The sequence below is a fragment of the Streptomyces sp. NPDC090045 genome, from assembly GCF_044747975.1.
Classification (GTDB): Bacteria; Actinomycetota; Actinomycetes; order Streptomycetales; family Streptomycetaceae; genus Streptomyces.
Map to the genome: position 1 here is coordinate 145,254 of NZ_JBIVFA010000008.1, position 21,774 is coordinate 167,027.

Sequence of the window (21,774 nt, forward strand, 5' to 3'; positions counted from 1 at the left end):
CATGGACGAAAGGCCCATCCCGTCGTGACGCAGCCGTTTCAACTGCCGGATTTCTATGTGCCCTATCCGGCACGACTGAACCCCCACCTGGAGGACGCGCGGATCCACACCAAGCGGTGGGCCCGCGGCCTCGGGATGCTGGAAGGTTCCGGCGTCTGGGAGGAGAGCGATCTCGACTCGCACGACTACGCGCTGCTCTGCTCGTACACCCACCCCGACTGCGACGCCGCGGCGCTGTCCCTCGTCACCGACTGGTACGTGTGGGTGTTCTTCTTCGACGACCACTTCCTGGAGATGTTCAAGCGCTCGCAGGACCGGGCCGGCGCCAGGGAGTACCTCGACAGGCTGGCCGCCTTCATGCCGATGGACCTGGCCGGCGGCTTCCCCGCGCCGACCAACCCGGTCGAGGCCGGGCTCGCGGACCTGTGGGCGCGGACCGTCCCCGCGATGTCCAAGGCCTGGCGGGAACGGTTCTCCTCGTCCACGAAGAACCTCCTCGACGAGTCGATGTGGGAGCTCGCCAACATCGGCATCGGGCGGGTGGCGAACCCCCTCGAATACATCGAGATGCGCCGCAAGGTGGGCGGCGCCCCCTGGTCGGCCGGCCTGATCGAATACGTGGCCGCCGAGGTCCCGGCGCGCGTCGCGCACGCGCGCGCGCTCGGCGTCCTGCGCGACGCCTTCTCCGACGCCGTCCACCTCCGCAACGACCTCTTCTCCTACCAGCGCGAGGTCACCGACGAGGGCGAACTGTCCAACGCCGTCCTCGTGTTGGAGACCTTCCTCGGCTGCACCACCCAGGAGGCCGCCGAGGTCTCCAACGATCTGCTCACCTCCCGCCTGCACCAGTTCGAGCAGACCGCGCTCGCCGAACTCCCCCAGCTCTTCACCGACCACGCGATGACCCCGGCGGAGATCGCGGCCGTCCTCGCCTACGCCAAGGGCCTGCAGGACTGGCAGTCCGGCGGCCACGAATGGCACATGGTCTCCAGCCGCTACATGAACAAGGAGGCCAGGGCCACCGCCCCGGTCACCCTGCCCTTCCTCCCCTCCGGGCTCGGCACCACCGCGCTCGACCTCAGGTCCGTCTTCACGCAGCGCTCGGCCGACCTGCGCCGCCGCTCCTTCACCCACGTCCCCTTCGAGCGCACCGGGCCCTCCGTGATCCCGGAGGTCTACATGCCGTTCGCCCTCTCCCTCAGCCCGCACCTGGACCACGCGCGCGAGGGATCGGTCGACTGGGCCCGGCGGATGGGCCTGGTGGAACCGCAGCCCGGCGACCCCGGATCCGCCATCTGGACCGAACAGAAGCTGCGGGGCTACGACTTCGCGCTCTGCTCGGCCGGCATCGACCCGGACGCCACGCGCGAGGCACTGCTCCTCAACGCGTGCTGGCTGACCTGGGGAACGTACGGGGACGACTACTACCCGGCGGCCTTCGGCCAGGCCAAGAACCTCGCGGCCGCCAAGGCGACGACCGCGCGGCTGGTCGCGATGATCCCGGTCGACCACGCCGAACAGCCGGCGCCGGTCACGGCGATGGAGCGGGCGCTCGCCGACCTGTGGGTCCGCACGAGCCGGAGCATGACCCGGGCCGTCCGCGCCGAGTTCCGGGCGACGCTCGTCAGCATGCTGGAGAGCTGGGTGTGGGAGATGGAGAACCAGATCCAGAACCGCATCCCGGACCCGGTGGACTACGCCGAGATGCGCCGGCACACCTTCGGCTCGAACCTCACGATGTACCTGTGCCGGCTCGGCCAGGCGGGCCGCGGCATCCCCGAGGAGATCTACGCCTCCGGGACGATCCGGTCCCTGGAGAACGCGGCGGCCGACACCGCGTGCCTGATCAACGACATCTTCTCCTACCAGAAGGAGGTGGAGTTCGAGGGCGAGGTCCACAACCACGTCCTGGTCACCCGGAACTTCTTCGACATCGGCTACCCGGAGGCGCTGCACATCTGCCACTCGCTGATGACACAGCGCACGGAGGAGTTCGAGCACATCGTCGCGAACCAGCTGCCGCTGCTCTACGACGACTGGCAGCTGGACGCCGGCGCCCGGGCCGGGCTCGACGCGTACGTGCGCGAGCTCCAGGACTGGCTCTCCGGGATCCTGAACTGGCACCGGAACTGCCGCCGTTACCGCGAGGAGGATCTGCACCGGCCGGGGACCGGCCTGTCCGGCGGCGTCCGGAGCCCCGGCTTCGGCATGTCGGCCGCCCGGATCTCCCTCCCCGCCTGAACCGGGCCGGCCCGATGACCGCCGGCCCGGTCCCCGCCCGCCCTCAGAACTCGTCGCTCGTGTGCGGCAGTACGGGCGTGCACAGGGCCGCGTCCAGCGCGGCGGCCGCGCCGGGCGTGTGCTCCCGTACCAGCCCGGCCGCGACCAGTTCGGCGACCCGGGTCCCGCCCAGGTAGCAGGCGGCCAGCTCCCGTACGTCCAGGGCAAGGTCGGGGGCCGCGTCCGTGGGCTCGTACGCCGCCCGGCCCGGCCCCGCGTCGAGCCGGAACCGCCCGGTGTTGCCGGGCAGCCGTACGTCGTGCACCTCCAGCACCACGTCCACCGGTGCGGCCCAGGACCGTGCGGTCAGCGCCGCGCGTACGTCGACCAGGCGCAGCCAGAGCGCCGGGAACTGGGCGGTGACCCGCACCTGGTCCCGGTCGGCGGCGAAGTGCAGCAGGGGGTCGTCGGGCGGGCGCCCCCACGCGCGGACCCGGCCGGTGAGGTCGAGGGCGGCCAGGCACTCCCACAGGGCGGCTGCCACCGCCGGGGTGTCGGCCTCCAGTTCGTCGACCCGGACCAGGCCCTGGGGTGCGCGGGCGGGCCCGCCGTCGGCCTCGGGCTTCGTGCGGTAGAGCACGTAGCCGGCGATCGGCTCGCCCGGCTCCCCGAGGACGATGATCCGGGGCGGGCTCAGCTCCTCGTCCTGCTCGTCCTGTTCGGCCAGCCACTCCTCGCGCCAGCGCGGTGCGCTGCGGCTGGGCCGGCCGGCCCGCCGGGTGCGGGCCGACTCGTGGAAGGGCCCGATCACGGCGAGCGCCTCCTCCGGGTCGACGAGCCGCAGCGGGCGCCGGTCCGGGTCGATGCGCAGGGCCAGCGGCCGGGTGGAGTCGATCTCGATGGTGACGCCGGTGGTCGCGCCGCCGTAGCCGAAGCGGCCGTAGATGGCGGCCTCGGAGGCCCACAGGGCCGCGACCGGGCTGCCGGTGCCCAGGGCGCGCTCCAGCATCTCGGTCATCAGCCCGGTGAGAACGCCGCGGCGGCGGTGGGTGGGGGCGACGCAGACGAAGGTGAGCCCGGGGCAGGGCAGGTCCGCCCCGGGCACCGAGAGCCGGAAGTCGTGCGCGGCCATGAAGCCGACCAGGGCGTCCCCGTCGTAGGCGCCGATCCGCAGGCACCGCACCAGCAGCGCGTGGTGTCTGGCGCGGGCCTCCTTCTCGGGCCGGTCGTGGAAGACGAGGTACGCGAGTTCCAGCGCGCGGTCGATGTCGGCCTCGGGTACCTCATGGATGTCCACCATGATCGCGAGACTAATCGGTCATCGAGGACCGGTCATCCCATATAGGTCGGAGGCGGTGGGTTTCAGCCGATCCGGCGGCCGGCCGCAGCCCGCAGGTCGCCCAGGAGTGGCTCCCGGCTCCGAAAATCCGTGGCCGCCATGATCATCTGTGGGTACGGTGTGCCGTCGGCCGTCACGGGGAGAGGATCAGGACGTGATCGAGGGAGAGTTCGTCGCGCTGCGCGCACTGCGCGCGGAGGACGCGGAGCACCACCTGCGCTGGCGCAACGACCCCGAGGTGGTCCGTTGGGCGTGCGCCGGGGACCCGTGCTTCGGCCCGGTCACGCGGGAGGCGGTGGCCCTGTCCTTCGAGCGGATGCTGATGCTCTCGCCCCGGGAGTCGGCGGTGTTCACGGTGGAGACCCTGTCGGACCGCCGGGTGATCGGCACGGCCGACTACCGCGACCTGGACCCCTGGGCCGGAACGGCGACGCTCGGGATCACCATCGGCGAGCGGGAGTTCTGGGGCCGGGGGCACGGCTCCGAGGCGCTGCGGCTGCTGGTCGACCACCTCTTCGGCGCCTTCCCGCTCACCCGGCTCCAGCTGGACACCTGGAGCGGGAACGACCGGGCCGTCCGGGCGTTCACCCGGCTCGGCTTCCGGGAGGAGGGGCGACTGCGGGCCGCCGTGCTGCTGGCGGGTGAGCGGTACGACCGGGTGCTGTTCGGGATGCTCCGGGAGGAGTGGCGGGCCTGACCCCGCCGGCGGTGCGCCCGTCGGGCGCCGTCGACCGCCTCGCGGAGGAAGCGGGCGCGGCCGTCGCGACCGCCGTACGATCCAGGTCGGCGCCCCGAACCGCCCGGCACCGCCGCCACGCCCCGGCCACCCGCGCCGACCGGTCCCGTACCCGAGAGACGGAGCAGCCGCCATGGCCCGACTGCACTCCTACACCACCCGCGTCACCTGGACCGGAAACCTCGGCACCGGCACCAGCCACTACCGTGCCTACTCCCGGGCGCACGAGGTGGCCGCCGGAGAGCTGCCGGCGATCCTCGGCAGCGCCGACCCGACCTTCCGCGGCGACGCCTCCCGCTGGAACCCCGAGCAACTGCTGCTCGCCGCGCTGTCCCAGTGCCACATGCTGTCCTACCTGCACTTCTGTACGGTCAACGGCGTGGTGGTCACCTCGTACGTCGACGAGGCGACCGGGACGATGGCCACGGCCGGGGACAGCGGGCACTTCACGGAGGCCGTGGTGCACCCCCGGATCACCGTCAGCGAGGAGTCGATGGTGGCTGCGGCGGTCGAACTGCACAAGGAGGCCCACCGGGCCTGCTTCATCGCCAACTCGGTCAACTTCCCCGTCCGGCACGAGCCGACCGTGACGGTGGGCTGAGCCTCCGACCGGCCTACCGGCCGGCGGGGCCGGTCCAGGAGGCGGGGACGTGGCCGATGCGGACCCGCTGGGGGTGGTCGCCGACGGGGACGGAGACCCGTTTGGCGCCGGTGGCGAAGTCGATGGCGGTGACCCGGTCGGCGCCGCTCTCGGAGATCACGCAGCCCGTCCCGTCACCGTCGACGGTGGCCCAGTACGGCTTGGCGGCGGGCACGAGCGGCCCCTCGGTGAGGGTGGCGCGGTCCACGACGGTCGCGTAGTCGTCCATGGTTCCGGCGATGCACAGCTTGGCCCCGTCGGGGCTCATGGACATGCCGTGGTGGCGGGAGTCGTTGACCCAGGTGGTGCGGTCGGTGCTGGTGGCGGGGTTCTCGGGGAGGGTCTTGAGGCGGGTGATCCGGTCGGACGCCACGTCGTACTCCAGGAAGCCGTTGAAGAACGACACCTGGAAGTAGAGCTTCGACTCGTCGGGGCTGAAGGACACGGGGCGCACGGCGTCGGACAGGTCGCGGCGGCCGAAGGCGTCCAGCCGCTCCCGCATGTCGATCACCCGTACGGTCCGGAAGGTCTGCGCGTCGACCACGGTGATCTTCCGGTCCCCCTTCGTCCAGTCCAGCCAGGGCGCGTCGAGGGCGGTGTTCACCTCGCCGATGGAGCTGTTCCACAGGAAGCGGCCGTCACGGCTGAAGGTGTTCTCGTGCGGCTTGTCCCCGGTGCGGAAGGAGCCGGTCTGGCGTCCGGTGGCGATGTCCAGGACGTGCACGGTGTTGGAGGTGGAGGCCGAGACGGCGATGCGGGTGCCGTCCGGGGAGACCGCCATGTGGTCGGAGCGGTAACCGGAGACGGGGAAGCGCCAGTTGATCCGCCCCGAGGTCACGTCGATGGACACGACGTCGGCGAAGCTGGGGCGGGAGACGACGACCGCGGAGCCGTCCGGGGTGGTGAACATGTCGTCGACGTACTGGTCGTGGCCCTCGCCGGCGCTCTCCCGGATGCCGAGGAAGAAGGCGAGTTTCACGGGGTTGAGGTAGATCTCGCGGAGCCGCTCCGCCTTGTCGGGGATCACGTTGATCCGGCCGACCTTGGCGAGATCGCCGGTGGAGGCGAGGACGTCGGCGGTCCCCTCCCAGTTGTTCCCGACGAAGAACACCTCGCGCAGGCCGGCCGCGGGAGCGGCGGGGGCCGGTGCCGCGGGTGCCGGTGCCGCCGGGGCCGGTGCCGGTGTGACGGCGGTGAGCAGGGCGGCGGCCGCCAGGACGCCCAGGGTTCGCACGGTACGCAACATCCGCTCAACTCCGGTGTGGGCAAGGGACGGAGAGGGCGCCTCCGGTGAGGACACCCCCTATTACCGGCCGGTAAGATAGGGGGAACGTCAAAAGGGCGCAACCCCTACGGGTGGCGCCCTTTTCTCACCTTCGGCCGTCACTCACCCCTTCAAGCGACGGAACCGATCCTGCTGATGGCGGTGTTCGCGACGTCCGGGTGGATCGGGATGTGCGCGCCGGTCAGGGCCGCGCCGCTGCCGCCGCGGCGGTTCGCGACGATCTCGGCGGCGATGGACAGCGCGGTCTCCTCCGGGGAGCGGGCGCCGAGGTCCAGGCCGATCGGGGAGCGCAGCCGGGCCAGTTCGAGCTCGGTGACACCGACGTCGCGGAGCCGCTTGTTGCGGTCCTCGTGGGTGCGGCGGGAGCCCATGGCGCCGACGTAGGCGACGGGGAGCTTGAGGGCCAGTTCGAGGAGCGGGACGTCGAACTTGGCGTCGTGGGTGAGCACGCACAGGACGGTCCGGCCGTCCACGTCCGTGCTCTCGAGGTAGCGGTGCGGCCAGTCGACGACGATCTCGTCCGCCTCGGGGAAGCGGGTCTTCGTCGCGAAGACGGGCCGTGCGTCGCACACCGTCACCCGGTAGCCGAGGAACTTGCCGATCCGCACGAGGGCGGAGGCGAAGTCGATGGCGCCGAAGACGATCATCCGCGGGGGCGGGACGCTGGACTCGACCAGCACCTTCAGGGGCTCTCCGCAGAGCCTGCCGTCGGCGCCGATCTCCAGGACGCCGGTCCGGCCGGCGTCGAGCATGGCGCGGGCCTCTTCGGCGATGGTGCGGTCCAGTTCGGGGTGTCCGCCGAAGCCGCCCTCGTGGACGCCCTCGGTACGGACGAAGACGGCGCGGCCCATGAGCTCGGCCGGACCCTCCGCTATCCGGGCCACGGCCGCGGCCTCACCGCGGGCCGCGGCGGCCAGGCCGGCCGCGAACACCTCCCGGGCCGGAGAGCCCACCGGGACCGGGGTGACGAGGATGTCGATGATCCCGCCGCATGTCAGACCCACGGCGAAGGCATCGTCGTCGCTGTACCCGAAGCGCTCCTGGACGGTCTCGCCGTCCTCCAGCGCCTGCCGGCACAGCTCGTACACCGCACCCTCCACGCATCCGCCGGAAACCGAGCCGATGGCCGTGCCCTCGCTGTCGACGGCGAGAGCGGCCCCGGGCTGCCGGGGCGCGCTCCCGCCGACCGCCACGACGGTGGCGACGGCGAAGTCACGTCCCTGCTCGACCCACCGGTTCAGCTCTTCGGCGATGTCCAGCATGGGGGCCTCCTCGGAGAGGTTCGTTTTCCAGTATCGGATACGTGGAGCGTGCGGTACTTCGTACGGATTCAGGCAGGTCCGGGTCAGCCGACCCCGAGCCAGCCCTCGATCGGGTGGAGCGCGAAGAAGACCAGGAAGATTCCGGTCAGCGCCCACATGAAGCCGCCGATCTCACGGGCCTTGCCCTGAGCGATCTTGATGGCGACGTAGGAGATGACGCCCGCGGCGACACCGGCGGTGATCGAGTAGGTGAACGGCATGATCACGACGGTCAGGAAGACCGGGATCGAGGTCGCGCTGTCGGACCAGTCCACGTGGCGGGCGTTCTGCATCATCATCGCGCCGATGACGACCAGGGCCGCGGAGGCGACCTCACCCGGGACGATCTGCGTGATCGGGGTGAAGAAGAGGCAGGCGGCGAAGAACAGGCCGGTGACCACGGAGGCGAGGCCCGTGCGGGCACCCTCGCCGACGCCGGTCGCGGACTCGACGAACACGGTCTGGCCGGAGCCGCCCGCGACACCACCGATGGCGCCACCGGCGCCGTCGATGAACAGGGCCTTGGACAGACCCGGCATGCGGCCCTTGTCGTCGGCCAGCTTGGCCTCGGTGCCGACACCGATGATGGTGGCCATGGCGTCGAAGAAGCCGGCGAGCACCAGGGTGAAGACGATCATGCCGACCGTCATGTAGCCGACGTCGCCCCAGCCGCCGAAGGAGACGTCACCGAAGAGCGAGAAGTTCGGCATCGAGACCGCGGAGCCGTCGAGCTCCGGCGGACCGTTCTTCCAGGCCTTCGGGTCGATGTCGACGATGGCGTTGAGGATCGCGGCGAGGACCGTGCCGCCGACGATGCCGATCAGGATCGCGCCGGGCACCTTGCGGGCCTGGAGCATGAAGATCGCGACCAGGGTGATGCAGAAGAGCAGGACGGGCCAGCCGGAGAGCTCACCGGTCGCGCCGAGCTGGACGGGGGGCATGAACTCCCCGCCGTTGCCGACGAACCCGGCCTTCACGAAGCCGATCAGGGCCACGAAGAGGCCGATGCCCATGGTGATGGCGTGCTTGAGCGCGAGGGGGATCGCGTTCATGATCATCTCTCGGAGGCCGGTGACGACCAGGAGACAGATCACCACGCCGTACACCACGCACATGCCCATGGCCTGCGGCCAGGTCATCTGCGGGGCGACCTGCGAGGCGAGCACGCCGGACACGGAGAGGCCGGCGGCGAGGGCCAGCGGGACCTTGCCGACGAAGCCCATGAGGAGCGTGGTGACGGCCGCGGCGAAGGCGGTGGCGGTGATGATCGCCGATCCGTCCATCACCGTGCCGGCGACGTCCTTGCCCGACAGGAGCAGGGGGTTGAGCAGGAGGATGTACGCCATGGCCATGAAGGTCGTGATACCGCCACGGACCTCGTTGCCGACGTTGGAGCCTCTGTGCGTGATGTGAAAGTAGCGGTCGAGCCAAGAACGCCCGGCGGGATTACGGGAGCCGTCGCCGGCGTCCTCCGCGGTGGTCTTGGTCTCTACAGACGATTGGGTCATGGTGCCTAACTCCCAAGGTTCAAAGGGGCACCCGCGTGGGGATTGGAGATTGCGGGATTTGGTGCGTTTGGCTGCACGACCCGGGGTGACGGCCCGAGGCGACGCGAAGGTGCACTGCGTGTACTGCGGGTAGTGCGGGGGTGACCGCTGGTACTACGTGGGGGTTTCGCAGGGGTACTGCCAGGTGAAGGGACCGCGAGCGGTGCGGTGCTTCGTAGGTACTCCGGACAGTGCGCTGTGAAGTGTGACGTTCCCATTGCGCACCGCCCGGAGAGTCTGAGGGGGTCCGGGGGCCTCGCGGCCCCCGGACCACGCCGTCCTAGAGGGTCCCGGTGAGGGCTTCCGGACGGATCGGCGTCTTGTTGATCTCAAGACCCGTCGCCTGCCGGATCGCCGCGATGACGGCCGGGGTGGACGAGAGGGTCGGGGCCTCGCCCATACCGCGCAGGCCGTACGGGGCCTTCGGGTCGGCGAGCTCCAGGACGTCGACCGGGATGGTCGGGGTGTCGAGGATGGTCGGGATCAGGTAGTCCGTGAAGGAGGGGTTGCGCACCTTCGCGGTCTTCGGGTCCACGATGATCTCTTCCATGATCGCCACGCCGAGACCCTGGGTGGTGCCACCCTGGATCTGGCCCACCACGGAAAGCATGTTGAGCGCCTTGCCGACGTCCTGCGCGGTCGCCAGCTCGACGACCTTGACCAGGCCGAGCTCGGTGTCCACCTCGACGACCGCGCGGTGCGCGGCGAAGGTGTACTGGACGTGGCCGTTGCCCTGGCCGGTCCTCAGGTCGAAGGCCTCGGTCGGCGCGTGCCGGAACTCGAGTTCGAGGTCGATGGCCTCGTCGCCGAGGATGTCGGCGATGTCCGCGAGGACCTCGCCGCCGTCGGTGACGACCTTTCCGCCTTCGAGCAGGAGCTCGGCGGTGGCCCACGCCGGGTGGTAGGAGCCGTTCTTGCGACGGCCGATCTCCAGCAGGGCCTCGCGTACCGCCTCGCAGGTGTTCTTCACGGCGCCACCGGTCATGTACGTCTGCCGGGAGGCGGACGTGGAACCGGCGGAACCGACCTGCGTGTCGGCCGGGTGGATGGTCACCTGCGTGACACCCAGCTCCGTACGGGCGATCTGCGTGTGGACGGTGATGCCGCCCTGGCCGACCTCCGCCATGGCCGTGTGGACCATCGCGACGGGCTCGCCGTTGATGACCTCGAGGCGCACGCGGGCGGTCGAGTAGTCGTCGAAGCCCTCGGAGAAGCCGACGTTCTTGATGCCGACCGCGTAGCCGACGCCGCGGACGACGCCCTCGCCGTGGGTGGTGTTGGAGAGGCCGCCGGGCAGCGCGCGGACGTCCGCGCTCTCGCCGGCGGTCTCCCACTGGCGCTCGGGCGGCAGCGGGCGGGCCTTGACCCGGCGCAGCAGCTCGGCGACGGGCGCCGGGGCGTCCACGACCTGGCCGGTGGGCATGACCGTGCCCATCTCCATGGCGTTCAGCTGGCGGAACTCGACCGGGTCCATGCCCAGCTTCGCCGCGAGCTTGTCCATCTGGGCCTCGTACGCGAAGCAGGCCTGGACGGCGCCGAATCCGCGCATCGCGCCGCAGGGCGGGTTGTTCGTGTAGAGCGCGATCGCCTCGATGTCCACGTCCTCCAGGACGTACGGACCGACCGAGAGGGAGGAGGCGTTGCCCACGACCGCCGGGGAGGCGGAGGCGTAGGCGCCGCCGTCCAGGACGATCTTGCACTTCATGTGCGTGAGCTTGCCGTCCTTGGTGGCGCCGTGCTCGTAGTAGAGCTTCGCCGGGTGACGGTGCACGTGGCCGAAGAAGGACTCGAAGCGGTTGTAGACGATCTTGACCGGCTTGTTCGTGGCCAGGGCCAGGAGGCAGGCGTGGATCTGCATCGAGATGTCCTCGCGGCCGCCGAAGGCACCGCCGACGCCCGAGAGCGTCATGCGGACCTTCTCCGGCGGCAGGCCGAGGACCGGGGCGATCTGCTGGAGGTCCGAGTGCAGCCACTGGGTGGCCACGTACAGCTCGACGCCGCCGTCCTCGGACGGCACGGCCAGGCCGGACTCCGGGCCGAGGAAGGCCTGGTCCTGCATGCCGAAGGTGTACTCGCCCTCGACGATGACGTCGGCGCGCTTGCGGGCCTCTTCCACGTTGCCGCGGATGATCGGCTGGCGGTGCACGATGTTCGGGTGCGGGACGTGACCGATGTGGTGGTCGTCGCGGCCCTCGTGGATCAGCGGCGCGTCGGGGGCGAGGGCGGAGGCCTCGTCCGTGACGAGCGGCAGCTCGCGGTAGTCGATCTTGATCTTGGCGGCCGCGCGGCGGGCGGTCTCCGGGTGGTCGGCGGCCACGAGGGCGACCGGCTCACCGTGGTGACGTACCCGGCCGTTGGCGAGAACCGGGGTGTCCTGGATCTCCAGGCCGTAGTTCTTCATCTCGGCGGGCAGGTCGTCGTACGTCAGCACCGAGTAGACGCCGGGCATGGCGAGCGCCTCGGAGATGTCGATGGAGACGATCTCGGCGTGGGCGACGGTGCTGCGCAGGGTCTGGCCCCACAGCATGTCCTCGTGCCACATGTCCGAGGAGTACGCGAACTCGCCGGTGACCTTGAGGGTGCCGTCCGGGCGGAGAATCGATTCGCCGATGCCGCCCTTGTTGTGCTTCTGGGTGACGTTCGTCGGCGTACCGGCGGGCACGGTGCGGGTGTTCTGAGCCATGGTCAGACCGCCTCTCCCTGACGGGCGGCCGCGAGGCGGACCGCGTCGAGGATCTTCTCGTAGCCCGTGCAGCGGCAGAGGTTGCCGGACAGGGCCTCACGGATGTCCTGGTCGGACGGGGAGGAGTTCTCCTCCAGGAGCGCGTCCGCCTGGATCAGCAGACCCGGGGTGCAGAAACCGCACTGGACGGCGCCGGCGTCGATGAACGCCTGCTGGATGGTGGAGAGCTCCACGCCCTCGCCGGTCTGCGAGTCGCCCGCCCGCGAGCGGAGCTCGCTGTTGGGCCCGTGCGCCTGCCACTGCTTGGCCGCGTCCAGGGACACGCCCTTGCCGCCGCAGCCGCCGCCGGTGCCGCAGGCACCGCCGTGGCCGTGCTCGTCACGCTGCTTGGAGAACTCCGCCAGGCCCTCGACGGTCACGACGTCGCGACCCTCGACCTGGCCGGCGGCCACGAGACAGGAACAGACCGGCACGCCGTCGAGGCGGACGGTGCAGGAACCGCACTCGCCCTGCTCACAGGCGTTCTTCGAACCCGGCAGGCCCAGGCGCTCGCGCAGGACGTAGAGGAGGGACTCGCCCTCCCACACGTCGTCGGCTTCCTGCTGACGGCCGTTGACCGTGAAATTGACGCGCATGATTACGCAGCCCCTTCAAGCGAGCGGCCGTTGCCGGTACCGCGGTACTGCTCCCAGGTCCAGACGAGCTGGCGGCGAGCCATGATGCCAACCGCGTGACGGCGGTACTTCGCCGTGCCGCGGACGTCGTCGATCGGGTTGGCCGCGCCGGAGGCGAGGTCACCGAACTGCTTGGCGATCGACGGGGTGATGACCTTGCCGGACTCCCAGAAGCCGCCCTCTTCGAGCGCGGCGTTCAGGAACTCCTCGGCGGCCTTCGCCCGGATCGGGGTCGGCGCGGCCGAACCGATGCCGGTGCGGACCGTGCGGGTCTCCGGGTGCAGCGCCAGACCGAACGCGCAGACCGCGATGACCATCGCGTTGCGGGAGCCGACCTTGGAGTACTGCTGGGGGCCGTCCGCCTTCTTCACGTGGACGGTCTTGATGAGCTCGTCGGCGGCGAGCGCGTTGCGCTTCACGCCGGTGTAGAACTCGTCGATCGGGATCAGGCGGGAGCCGCGTACGGACTCCACCTCGACCTCGGCGCCCGCCGCGAGCAGCGCGGGGTGCGAGTCGCCGGCCGGCGAGGCGCAACCGAGGTTGCCGCCGACACCGCCGCGGTTGCGGATCTGCGGGGACGCGACCGTGTGCGAGGCGAGCGCGAGACCCGGAAGCTCCGTCCGGAGGTTCTCCATGATCTGCGTGTACGGGACGGAGGCGCCCAGACGAACCACGTCCTCGCCGACCTCCCACTCCCGCAGGAGACCGATGCGGTTCAGGTCCAGGAGGTACTCCGGCCGACGGTGGTCGAAGTTGATCTCGACCATCACATCGGTGCCACCCGCAATCGGCACAGCTGTGGGGAACTCGGCCTTAGCGGCGAGCGCCTCCTCCCAGCTGGCGGGGCGAAGGAAGTCCATGAGCGGCTCTCTTCTTCTTCATCGTGTCGTTCACTTCAAGCCAGGAGGCCTACAGGCCCTCGACTGGTCGTTCACGTGCTGTTAACGCGGTGTGGACTCAGTACACCGGCCGCCCGTCCCCCGGGTGCAGTCACCGAAACCATGAAGGAGTTGGCTGACGGCCTCCCTCGTCTTGTAGATTCGTATGAAAGGCAGGATGCGACGACCTGCCCGATTTCCAACGGCAACATTCGAGACAGATCGGCGGCGACATCATGCGGCTGCGCGCACTGCTGGAAACCGAGGCGCTGGGGCTGCGGCTGCTCGGCGGCGAGGAAGAACTCGACCGGACGGTCCGCGGGGTCATGACGACCGACCTGCGTGATCCCAGCCGGTACCTCTCGGGAGGTGAACTCGTCCTCACTGGCCTGGCCTGGAGACGAAATTCAGCCGACTCCGAGCCGTTCGTACGAATCCTCGCGAGCGCCGGCGTCGCCGGGCTCGCGGCGGGCGAGGCGGAGCTGGGCGCGATCCCGGACGATCTTGTTTCGGCCTGTGTGCGCAACCGGCTGCCGCTGTTCGCCGTGAACGAGGACGTTGCATTCGCCACGATCACCGAGTACGTCGTACGGCAGGTCTCGGGCGAGCGTGCCGGGGATCTCGCGGCCGTCGTGGACCGCCACCGTCGGCTCATGACCTCGGGTCCGGCCGGCGGCGGACCCGACGTGGTGCTGGATCTGCTCACCACCGACCTCGATCTCCGGGCCTGGGTGCTGTCCCCCACGGGCCGGCAGATCGCCGGGGCGGGCGAGCCGCTGGCGCCGGGCGTGTGCGCAGCACTGGCGAGCGAGCACCTTGCGGCGGTCCGGACGGGCCGTAGGGGACCGCACCGGATCTCCATCCAGGGTATTACCTACTCGCTCTTCCCGATCAGGGGACACGGCCGCGGCGCGGCCGGCCCGGCGGCCCGGGACGTGCGCGAGACCGTGCTGTCGGACTGGCTGCTGGCCGTCGAGGCGGACGCCGGCGACTGGCCCGCCGAGCGGCTGGATCTGCTCCAGGGCGTGACCCAGCTGATCGCCGTGGAGCGGGACCGGCGCGACGCGGCCCGTACGGTGCGCCGCCGCCTCGCGCAGGAGGTCCTGGAGCTGGTCCAGACGGGCGCCGCGCCCGCCGAGATCGCTGCCCGTCTGCGGGTGGCGGCCCCGGTGCTGCTGCCCGGCCTGGGCGCCGCCCCGCACTGGCAGGTCGTCGTGGCCCGGGTGGACTGGGAGGGCGGGGACATCCCCGGCGGCCCGGTGGCCCAGTCGCTGCTGGAGGAGATCCTCGTCGACCCGTCGGTGTCGGGGCCGGAGCCCTCCGACCGGATCGCGGTGGCCCATGCGGGCGACGAGGCCATCGCGCTCGTGCCGCTGCCCTCGCTCTCCGGGGACGCCGGGGAGGACAAGGGCCCGGACTCGGCCCTGCACGCCGACGAGCTGCTCTCGGCCGTACGGGACCCCCTGGCGGCCGGTCTGGCCGACGACGGCCGGCTCACGCTGGGCGTCAGCGCGGCCGTGCACTCCGCCGAGGGGCTGCGCGGGGCGCTGGAGGAGGCCCGGCACGCCCGCCGGGTGGCCGCGGCGCGCCCCGGCCGGGTCTGTGCGGCCGGCCACCACGAGCTGGCCTCGCACGTGCTGCTGCTGCCGTTCGTGCCGGACGACGTCCGCCGCGCCTTCACGGCCCGGCTGCTGGACCCGCTGCGGGACTACGACCGGCGCCACCGCGCGGAGCTCATCCCGACCCTGGAGGCCTTCCTGGACTGCGACGGTTCGTGGACCCGCTGCGCGACGCGGCTGCACCTGCACGTCAACACGCTGCGCTACCGGGTGGGGCGAATCGAGCAGTTGACGGCGCGGGACCTGTCCCGGCTCGAGGACAAGCTCGACTTCTTCCTGGCACTGCGGATGAGCTGAGAAGATCCGTCCCGCGGCCGGAGGGGTCCGGCCTGTGGGACGGCTGATGATCCGTCCGGACTTTGTGAAAGAGTTCACCCGACCCCTTGGCCGATGCCGCCGATCCGTGCTCTCATTTCGCCCCAGGGCTCAACGATGTGCTGCTTGGTTGCTTTGGGGAGGGCAATGTGGCGGATACCGCCATGTCGGGTGCCGGAACAACCGGAGGGGACGACCCCCTCCAGCGGGCGATATGGCGGCTGCGCTCGCGCGGCTGTTGGACCGACGCGGCGGCGCTGCTGACGCCGCACCTCGCCGATGCGGGTGCCGCGGTCCAGCGCACCGCGCTGCTGGTCGAGCGGTGCCTGTTCACCGGCCAGGGCTGGGCCGAGGCCGAGGACGCGCTGCGGGTCGCCGAGGCGGTGGCGCAGGACGACGACGACCGGGGCGCGGCCGCGTGCGAACGGGGCCAGCTGGCGTACGCCGCCACCGTGCTCGGTGTGCGCGACCGGGCCGACGAGGCCCGCTCCGCGCTGGGCCGGGCGGCGGCCCTGCTGTCCCCGGGGTCCCGGACCCGCCCGCTGCTGGACTTCCGCCGCGGCCTGGTCGCCGAGCACCTGGCGGACGCCCCGCAGTCGGCCCGGCCGGCGTACCACCGGGCGCACGCGGGCGCGGAGGCCCACGGGGACACGCTGCTGCTGTCGTTCACGTGGCGGCACCTGGCCGCGCTCTCCCTGCGGGACGGCGAGGTGGCCGAGGCCCGCAAGGGCTTCGCGGAGTCCCTGCGGATCCGGGAGGACCTGGGCTTCCTGATCGGCACGGCCCCCGCGCTGGCCGCGCTGGCCGAGGCCGAGCCGGAACCGGAGGCCGCCCGTCTGCGCGCGGAGGCCCGCCGCCTGTTCCACCTCCTGGGCGGCATCCCCACCTGGCTGGCGGACCAACTCCAACCCGCCCCTTCGCCTGCGACGTAGCCCCGCCGCACCTGCACGGCGCTCCGCGCCCGCGCCTCAAACGCCGGCGAGGCTGAAAGATCCGGGGCTCCGCCCCGCACCCCGCTCCTCAAACGCCGGAGGGGCTGAAATCCCCAGCCTGCCGGCGTTCGAAGCGCGCGGGTCTGCTTTGAGCCCCGCCGGCGTTCGAGGCGCGCGGGTCTGCTTTGAGCCCCGCCGGCGATTGAGGCGCCCGGGTCTGATTTGAGCCTCGCCGGCGTTTGAGGCGCGGGGGTCTGGGGGCGGAGCCCCCGGTCTTTGAGCCGCGCCTGGGGCGGGGTCCGGGGTCAGGAGCCGGCGAAGTGTTCGCGGACGAGGGACTCGACCACCGGGAGGTCGCGCGCGATCAGCGCCTCCAGCAGCGCGGAGTGCTCCGCCGCGTCGGCGACGAGATCCGCCCGCCGAACCCGCGGAGCGCCCGGCAGGGGCCACTGCGCCCGCCGGTGGAGCTCCTCCGCCACCTGCACCAGCTGCGCGTTGCCGGCCAGCCCCAGCACCGCCCGGTGAAAGGCCCGGTCCGCCTCCGCGTAGCCCGGCAGGTCGCCCGCCGCGGCCGCCTCCGCCGTGGCGGCGGCCTCCGGGCGCAGGGCCTCCCAGGTCGGCGCGGGCACCGTGCGGGCCAGCCGGAGCATGACGGGGACTTCGAGCAGCGCCCGGACCTCGGCCAGCTCGGCGCGCTCCCGCGGGGTGCGCGACAGGACGCGGAAGCCCCGGTTCGGCAGGCATTCCACCGCGCCCTCGACCGCCAGCTGCTGCATCGCCTCGCGCACGGGCGTCGCGGAGACCCCGAAGCGCTCCCCGAGCGCGGGGCCCGAGTAGATCTCCCCGGGCACCAGCTCGCCGTCGATCAGCGCCGCGCGCAGGGCGTCGAGGATCTGCCCGCGCACCGAATGGCGCAGTACCTTCCGTGTTTTTTGTGCCGGTATCCGGGCTCGGTCCGTGTCGTGCACTCGGTCCTCCTCCGGGTCTCGACCTGACCTGAGGATACGGCCTTGCCGAGATCGGGTAAGGTAAGGCTAACCTGTTAACGATCGTGCGATTCGGTGGTCCACCCCATGGCCGTCACTGTCGTGACCCCTGCCCAGCACGTCCCGTCCACCCCGGCCGGCTCTCCGGTGGCGGACGCGTACGCACGCCTGGCCGAGGTCTACGGCGGACTGGGGGTCGACGAGCGAGCCGCGCACGAACCCGTCCCTCGCGGTGTGGGATGGGTCGGCGCGGACGAGCTCGCGGCGGGCGGACCGGCCCTGGACGCCTTCCTCGCCTGGGACAACGCCCAGGTGCTGAGGGACTACGGGACCCAGGCCCGCCCCGACGTGATCGCGAGCTTCGGGCTGCACCGGTACGCGTGGCCGGCCTGCCTGCTGATCACCCTCCCGTGGTTCCTGCACCGGCGGGTCCCGTACCTCCCGGTCGACGGGGTGGCCTTCCACCGGACCCTCGGCCGGATGGCCGTGCGCGTCGAGGGCTTCGCCTGCCTGCCGGACGATCCGGCGGCCGTTCTCCCCGGGGCCCGTGTCGTGCCCGACGAGGAGGCGCTGCGCGGTGAGGTGCGGGCTGCGGTGGCCCAGCACCTCGGGCCCGTGCTGGAAGGTTTCGGCCCGCGCATGCGGCGCGGCCGCCGCGCCCTGTGGGGCATGGTGACCGACGAGGTCGTCGAGAGCCTCTGGTACGTCGGCGAGCTGCTCGGCGAGGAGCCCCGGGCAATGGCCGAGCTGGAGGCGCTGCTGCCCGGCTCCACCGCCCCGTACACCGGGGGCGCGGGATTCCGTACGCTCGCGGGTCCCGACGGCCGCGGGCTGCCCACCCGGGACCGGGCCAGCTGCTGCTTCTTCTACACGATCCGACCCGAGGACACCTGCGTCACCTGCCCCCGCACCTGCGACGCGGACCGCGTCGCCCGGCTCACGGCCGACGCCGTCGACTACTGAGCGTGATCCCGGCACTAACCCACCCGTAGGGGTGGCCGTAATCGAACGCAACCCGGCTCGTACGGGCGCCAGTTCGAGCCACAACACCCTATCCGGCGGGCCCCGCCCCCCGTTGGCGTCCACTTGCCCCGAAACCCGCGTGCACGGCTCACCGGCTACGCCACTATGGCGCCCGGAAAGCCGCACGGCCGCATGGACGCATACGCGAGGCAAGGGACATCCGCATGAGACTGACCGACATATCGCTGGACTGGCTGCTGCCCGGCAGCCTGCTGATCCTGGGCGTGCTTGCGGCAGTTGCGGTCCTGGCCCGTGGCAAGCGCGAGAGCGAGAAGGCCGCGGCCGAGGACAGCTGGGAGCGCAGCGAGGAACGGCGGCGGCGCAAGGAAGCCGTCTACGGGACGGCCTCGTACGTCCTGCTCTTCTGCTGCGCGGCCGTCGCCGCCGCGCTCTCCTTCCACGGCCTGGTCGGCTTCGGCCGGCAGAACCTCAACCTCACCGGGGGCTGGGAGTACCTGGTTCCCTTCGGCCTCGACGGCGCCGCCATGTTCTGCTCGGTGCTCGCCGTGCGCGAGGCCAGCCACGGTGACGCGGCCCTCGGATCCCGCATGCTGGTCTGGCTGTTCGCGGGCGCGGCCGCGTGGTTCAACTGGGTGCACGCCCCCCGCGGCCTGGGCCACGACGGGGCCCCGCAGTTCTTCGCCGGGATGTCGCTCTCGGCGGCCGTGCTCTTCGACCGTGCCCTCAAGCAGACCCGCCGGGCGGCGCTGCGCGAACAGGGCCTGATCCCGCGGCCGTTGCCGCAGATCCGGATGGTGCGCTGGCTGCGCGCGCCCCGGGAGACCTTCGGCGCCTGGTCGCTCATGCTGCTGGAGGGGGTCCGCACGCTCGACGAGGCCGTGGACGAGGTGCGCGAGGACAAGAAGGAGAGGGAGCAGGACCGGCACCGCAGGCGCGACCAGAACCGGCTGGACCGGGCGCGCATCAAGGCGCTGGGCCGGCAGAACCGGGCGTTCGGGCGGTCCCGCGGCCGCCAGGTCGAGCTGCCCGAACTGACGCAGGGAGCGGGCTCCGCGCCGGTCGGCGCGGAGCCGGCCATACCGGAAACCGGACAGCTGCCTTCGCCCCGCCGGCCCTCCCTGCAGGCCGTGATTGGAACCGAATCCCTTGACGTGACCGGCACCCGGACGGTGGACCTCACCGCCGAGGACGACACCCAGACCATTCCCCGGCTGGACTCGCTGGAGCGCAAACTGAAGGACCTGGAGCAGCAGTTCGGCTGACAGATCCTGATCGGGGAAGACCCCGGAGGGCCCGCCTGCTCAGGCGGGCCCTCCGTCGTACGGCGCGTCGTGGCGCCCGTCCAGCTCGAACCACACCACCTTGCCGCTGCCGAGGGCCAGCGCGTCCACGCCCCAGTCGTCGGCGAGGGCCTGCACCAGCACGAGTCCCCGGCCGTGCGTACCGTCGTCGGCGGTCGGTACGTACGGCCGGGGTCTGCGTGCGGCGTAGTCCCGGACCTCCACCCGTAACCGTGTGGCGGCGAGACTCGCGGACACCTCCGCGCCCCGGTCGGTGTGGACGAGGGCGTTGGTGACGAGCTCGGTGATCAGCAGCTCGGCCACCTCGGCCGCATCGGTCCGGCACCGGTGACGCATCAACTCCCTCAAGGCTCTGCGGACTTCGCCCACCGCTTTCAGGTCGGCCCGGCGCACGCTCCGGGTGATCCGCAGCGTGTCCACCGCTCCCCCGTTCTCACCGGCGGACGGTTCGCGCGGCACCGGCCTGCCTCTCCGCCACGGCTTCCCGTTCTTCGCCCCCACCCGCACGGCGATGTCCCTCCCCGCGTCCACGCTCTCGAACAGGTCTACGGGATGCATGCCCCCCGGGGGGTTCCGCACTCCTGCGGGCTTACGGGCGGGGCACGTTGCGGAGGTTGGATCGAGCCATCTGGATCATGCGGCCCACCCCGCCGTCCAACACGATCTTGCTGGCGGACAGTGCGAATCCGGTCACCATCTCGGCGCTGATCCTCGGTGGAATCGACAGGGCGTTGGGGTCCGTCACCACGTCCACCAGAGCGGGTCCCTTGTGCCGGAAAGCGTCCTTCAAAGCCCCTGTGAGCTGCTTGGGCTTCTCGACGCGGACCCCGTAGGCGCCCGCCGCGCGGGCGATCGCGGCGAAGTCGGGGTTCTTGTTGGTCGTCCCGTAGGAGGGCAGGCCGGAAACCAGCATCTCCAACTCGACCATCCCGAGGGATGAGTTGTTGAACAGGACCACTTTGACGGGGAGGTCGTACTGCACCAGGGTGAGGAAATCTCCCATCAGCATCGAGAAACCGCCGTCGCCCGACATCGACACCACTTGACGGTTCCGGTCGGTGAACTGTGCCCCGATGGCCTGCGGGAGGGCGTTGGCCATGGAGCCGTGGCTGAAGGAGCCGATGATGCGCCGTTTGCCGTTCGGGGAAAGATAGCGCGCCGCCCACACATTGCACATGCCGGTGTCGACGGTGAAAACGGCGTCCTCGTCGGCCAGTTCGTCGAGGACGGCGGCCACGTACTCCGGGTGGATCGGGGTGTGCTTCTCTACCTTGCGCGTGTAGGCCTTCACCACCCCTTCCAGGGCGTCCGCGTGCTTCTTCAGCATCCGGTCCAGGAAGCGGCGGTCCGTCTTGGCCTTCACCCTCGTGTTCAGCGCGCGCAGGGTCTCCCGTACGTCTCCCCAGACCGCGAGGTCCAACTGGGAGCGCCGGCCGAGGTGTTCGGGGCGGATGTCCACCTGGACGATCTTCACGTCGTCGGGGAGGAAGGCGTTGTACGGGAAGTCCGTGCCGAGCAGGATCAGCAGGTCGCACTCGTGGGTGGCCTCGTAGGCCGCGCCGTAGCCGAGCAGCCCGCTCATGCCGACGTCGTACGGGTTCTCGTACTGGATCCACTCCTTGCCGCGCAGGGCGTGCCCGACGGGTGCCTTGACCCGTCCGGCGAACTCCATCACCTCGGCGTGCGCCCCGGCCGAGCCGCTGCCGCAGAAGAGCGTGACCTTGTCCGCCTCGTCGACGAGCCGGACCAGCTTCTCGATCTCGCCGTCGCCGGGCCGCACCGTGGGGCGGGCGGTGACGAGCGCGTGCTCCACCGCCTTCTCCGGGGCGGGCAGGGCGGCGATGTCCCCGGGCAGGGCGACGACGCTGACCCCGCTGCGGCCGACGGCGTGCTGTACGGCGCTCTGGAGCAGCCGGGGCATCTGGGCCGGGTTGGAGATCAGCTCGCTGTAGTGGCTGCACTCGCGGAAGAGCTGGTCGGGGTGGGTCTCCTGGAAGTAGCCGAGGCCGATCTCACCGGAGGGGATGTGCGAGGCGAGCGCGAGCACCGGCGCCATCGAACGCTGGGCGTCGTACAGCCCGTTGATCAGGTGCAGGTTCCCCGGACCGCAGGATCCCGCGCAGGCGGCGAGGCGGCCGGTGATCTGGGCCTCGGCGCCCGCCGCGAAGGCCGCCGTCTCCTCGTGGCGCACCTGGATCCAGTCGATGTCACCCGTCCGGCGGATCGCGTCCACGACGGGGTTGAGGCTGTCGCCGACGACTCCGTACATCCGCCGCACGCCGGCGCGCACGAGGATGTCGACGAACTGCTCCGCCACGTTCTGCTTGGCCATGG

Annotated in this window: 17 protein-coding genes; 7 read left to right on the plus strand and 10 right to left on the minus strand. The window is 71.4% G+C overall.

What is annotated here, in order from left to right:
* The first annotated feature begins 24 nt into the window (after positions 1 to 24).
* A complete protein-coding gene (locus ACIPYQ_RS22180) occupies positions 25 to 2,241 on the plus strand; it encodes a germacradienol/geosmin synthase (protein WP_401253729.1) in 2,217 nt (738 codons plus the stop codon).
* A gap of 43 nt (positions 2,242 to 2,284) precedes the next feature.
* On the opposite strand, the gene ACIPYQ_RS22185 is transcribed toward ACIPYQ_RS22180, so the two are convergent.
* Complete coding sequence (locus ACIPYQ_RS22185; protein ID WP_401253732.1) at positions 2,285 to 3,520, minus strand: GNAT family N-acetyltransferase; 1,236 nt, start codon at positions 3,518 to 3,520, stop codon at positions 2,285 to 2,287.
* Positions 3,521 to 3,713: 193 nt separating this feature from the next.
* Between ACIPYQ_RS22185 and ACIPYQ_RS22190 the strand changes: the two genes are divergently transcribed.
* Both ACIPYQ_RS22190 and ACIPYQ_RS22195 read left to right on the plus strand, forming a co-directional pair.
* Positions 3,714 to 4,256, plus strand: a complete 543-nt coding sequence (locus ACIPYQ_RS22190) for a GNAT family protein (protein ID WP_361754196.1) — start codon at positions 3,714 to 3,716, stop codon at positions 4,254 to 4,256.
* 172 nt (positions 4,257 to 4,428) lie between these two features.
* Positions 4,429 to 4,896, plus strand: coding sequence for an OsmC family protein (locus ACIPYQ_RS22195; protein WP_401253735.1), 468 nt, complete (start codon positions 4,429 to 4,431; stop codon positions 4,894 to 4,896).
* A gap of 13 nt (positions 4,897 to 4,909) precedes the next feature.
* Here ACIPYQ_RS22195 and ACIPYQ_RS22200 read toward each other — a convergent pair whose 3' ends face one another.
* The 6 genes from ACIPYQ_RS22200 to ACIPYQ_RS22225 all read right to left on the minus strand — a co-directional run bounded on the left by ACIPYQ_RS22200 (position 4,910) and on the right by ACIPYQ_RS22225 (position 13,285).
* Positions 4,910 to 6,181 (minus strand): YncE family protein, encoded by a 1,272-nt coding sequence (locus ACIPYQ_RS22200; protein WP_401253738.1) that lies wholly within the window; start codon positions 6,179 to 6,181, stop codon positions 4,910 to 4,912.
* Positions 6,182 to 6,330: 149 nt separating this feature from the next.
* Positions 6,331 to 7,482, minus strand: coding sequence for an XdhC/CoxI family protein (locus tag ACIPYQ_RS22205; RefSeq protein ID WP_361754187.1), 1,152 nt, complete (start codon positions 7,480 to 7,482; stop codon positions 6,331 to 6,333).
* Positions 7,483 to 7,565: 83 nt separating this feature from the next.
* A complete protein-coding gene (locus ACIPYQ_RS22210; RefSeq protein WP_361754184.1) occupies positions 7,566 to 9,029 on the minus strand; it encodes an NCS2 family permease in 1,464 nt (487 codons plus the stop codon).
* A 319-nt stretch (positions 9,030 to 9,348) separates the two neighbouring features.
* The gene (gene pucD, locus ACIPYQ_RS22215; protein ID WP_361770887.1) at positions 9,349 to 11,751 is read right to left on the minus strand and encodes a xanthine dehydrogenase subunit D; all 2,403 of its coding nucleotides are present in this window, start codon (positions 11,749 to 11,751) and stop codon (positions 9,349 to 9,351) included.
* A 2-nt stretch (positions 11,752 to 11,753) separates the two neighbouring features.
* Complete coding sequence (locus tag ACIPYQ_RS22220) at positions 11,754 to 12,386, minus strand: (2Fe-2S)-binding protein (protein ID WP_361770889.1); 633 nt, start codon at positions 12,384 to 12,386, stop codon at positions 11,754 to 11,756.
* Positions 12,387 to 12,388: 2 nt separating this feature from the next.
* Positions 12,389 to 13,285, minus strand: a complete 897-nt coding sequence (locus ACIPYQ_RS22225; RefSeq protein WP_326587260.1) for a xanthine dehydrogenase family protein subunit M — start codon at positions 13,283 to 13,285, stop codon at positions 12,389 to 12,391.
* 254 nt (positions 13,286 to 13,539) lie between these two features.
* On the opposite strand from ACIPYQ_RS22225, the gene ACIPYQ_RS22230 reads away from it, so the two are divergent.
* Together ACIPYQ_RS22230 and ACIPYQ_RS22235 are read left to right on the plus strand one after the other, a co-directional pair.
* The gene (locus ACIPYQ_RS22230; RefSeq protein ID WP_401253743.1) at positions 13,540 to 15,219 is read left to right on the plus strand and encodes a PucR family transcriptional regulator; all 1,680 of its coding nucleotides are present in this window, start codon (positions 13,540 to 13,542) and stop codon (positions 15,217 to 15,219) included.
* A 167-nt stretch (positions 15,220 to 15,386) separates the two neighbouring features.
* The gene (locus ACIPYQ_RS22235) at positions 15,387 to 16,169 is read left to right on the plus strand and encodes a hypothetical protein (RefSeq protein WP_361770893.1); all 783 of its coding nucleotides are present in this window, start codon (positions 15,387 to 15,389) and stop codon (positions 16,167 to 16,169) included.
* 305 nt (positions 16,170 to 16,474) lie between these two features.
* Here the strand turns inward: ACIPYQ_RS22235 and ACIPYQ_RS22240 are convergent, their stop codons facing one another.
* Entirely contained in the window at positions 16,475 to 17,137 is a 663-nt protein-coding gene (locus tag ACIPYQ_RS22240) for a GntR family transcriptional regulator (RefSeq protein WP_361770895.1), read from the minus strand.
* Between the two features lie 105 nt (positions 17,138 to 17,242).
* On the opposite strand from ACIPYQ_RS22240, the gene ACIPYQ_RS22245 reads away from it, so the two are divergent.
* Complete coding sequence (locus tag ACIPYQ_RS22245; RefSeq protein WP_401253747.1) at positions 17,243 to 18,118, plus strand: (2Fe-2S)-binding protein; 876 nt, start codon at positions 17,243 to 17,245, stop codon at positions 18,116 to 18,118.
* Positions 18,119 to 18,342: 224 nt separating this feature from the next.
* Positions 18,343 to 19,401 carry a DUF2637 domain-containing protein gene (locus tag ACIPYQ_RS22250; RefSeq protein ID WP_401253750.1) on the plus strand — a complete coding sequence of 353 codons (1,059 nt, stop codon included), beginning with the start codon at positions 18,343 to 18,345 and terminating at the stop codon, positions 19,399 to 19,401.
* A 39-nt stretch (positions 19,402 to 19,440) separates the two neighbouring features.
* On the opposite strand, the gene ACIPYQ_RS22255 is transcribed toward ACIPYQ_RS22250, so the two are convergent.
* Complete coding sequence (locus tag ACIPYQ_RS22255) at positions 19,441 to 19,833, minus strand: ATP-binding protein (protein WP_376619825.1); 393 nt, start codon at positions 19,831 to 19,833, stop codon at positions 19,441 to 19,443.
* Between the two features lie 196 nt (positions 19,834 to 20,029).
* The gene (locus ACIPYQ_RS22260; protein WP_401253753.1) at positions 20,030 to 21,772 is read right to left on the minus strand and encodes a pyruvate dehydrogenase; all 1,743 of its coding nucleotides are present in this window, start codon (positions 21,770 to 21,772) and stop codon (positions 20,030 to 20,032) included.
* Positions 21,773 to 21,774 lie beyond the last annotated feature (2 nt).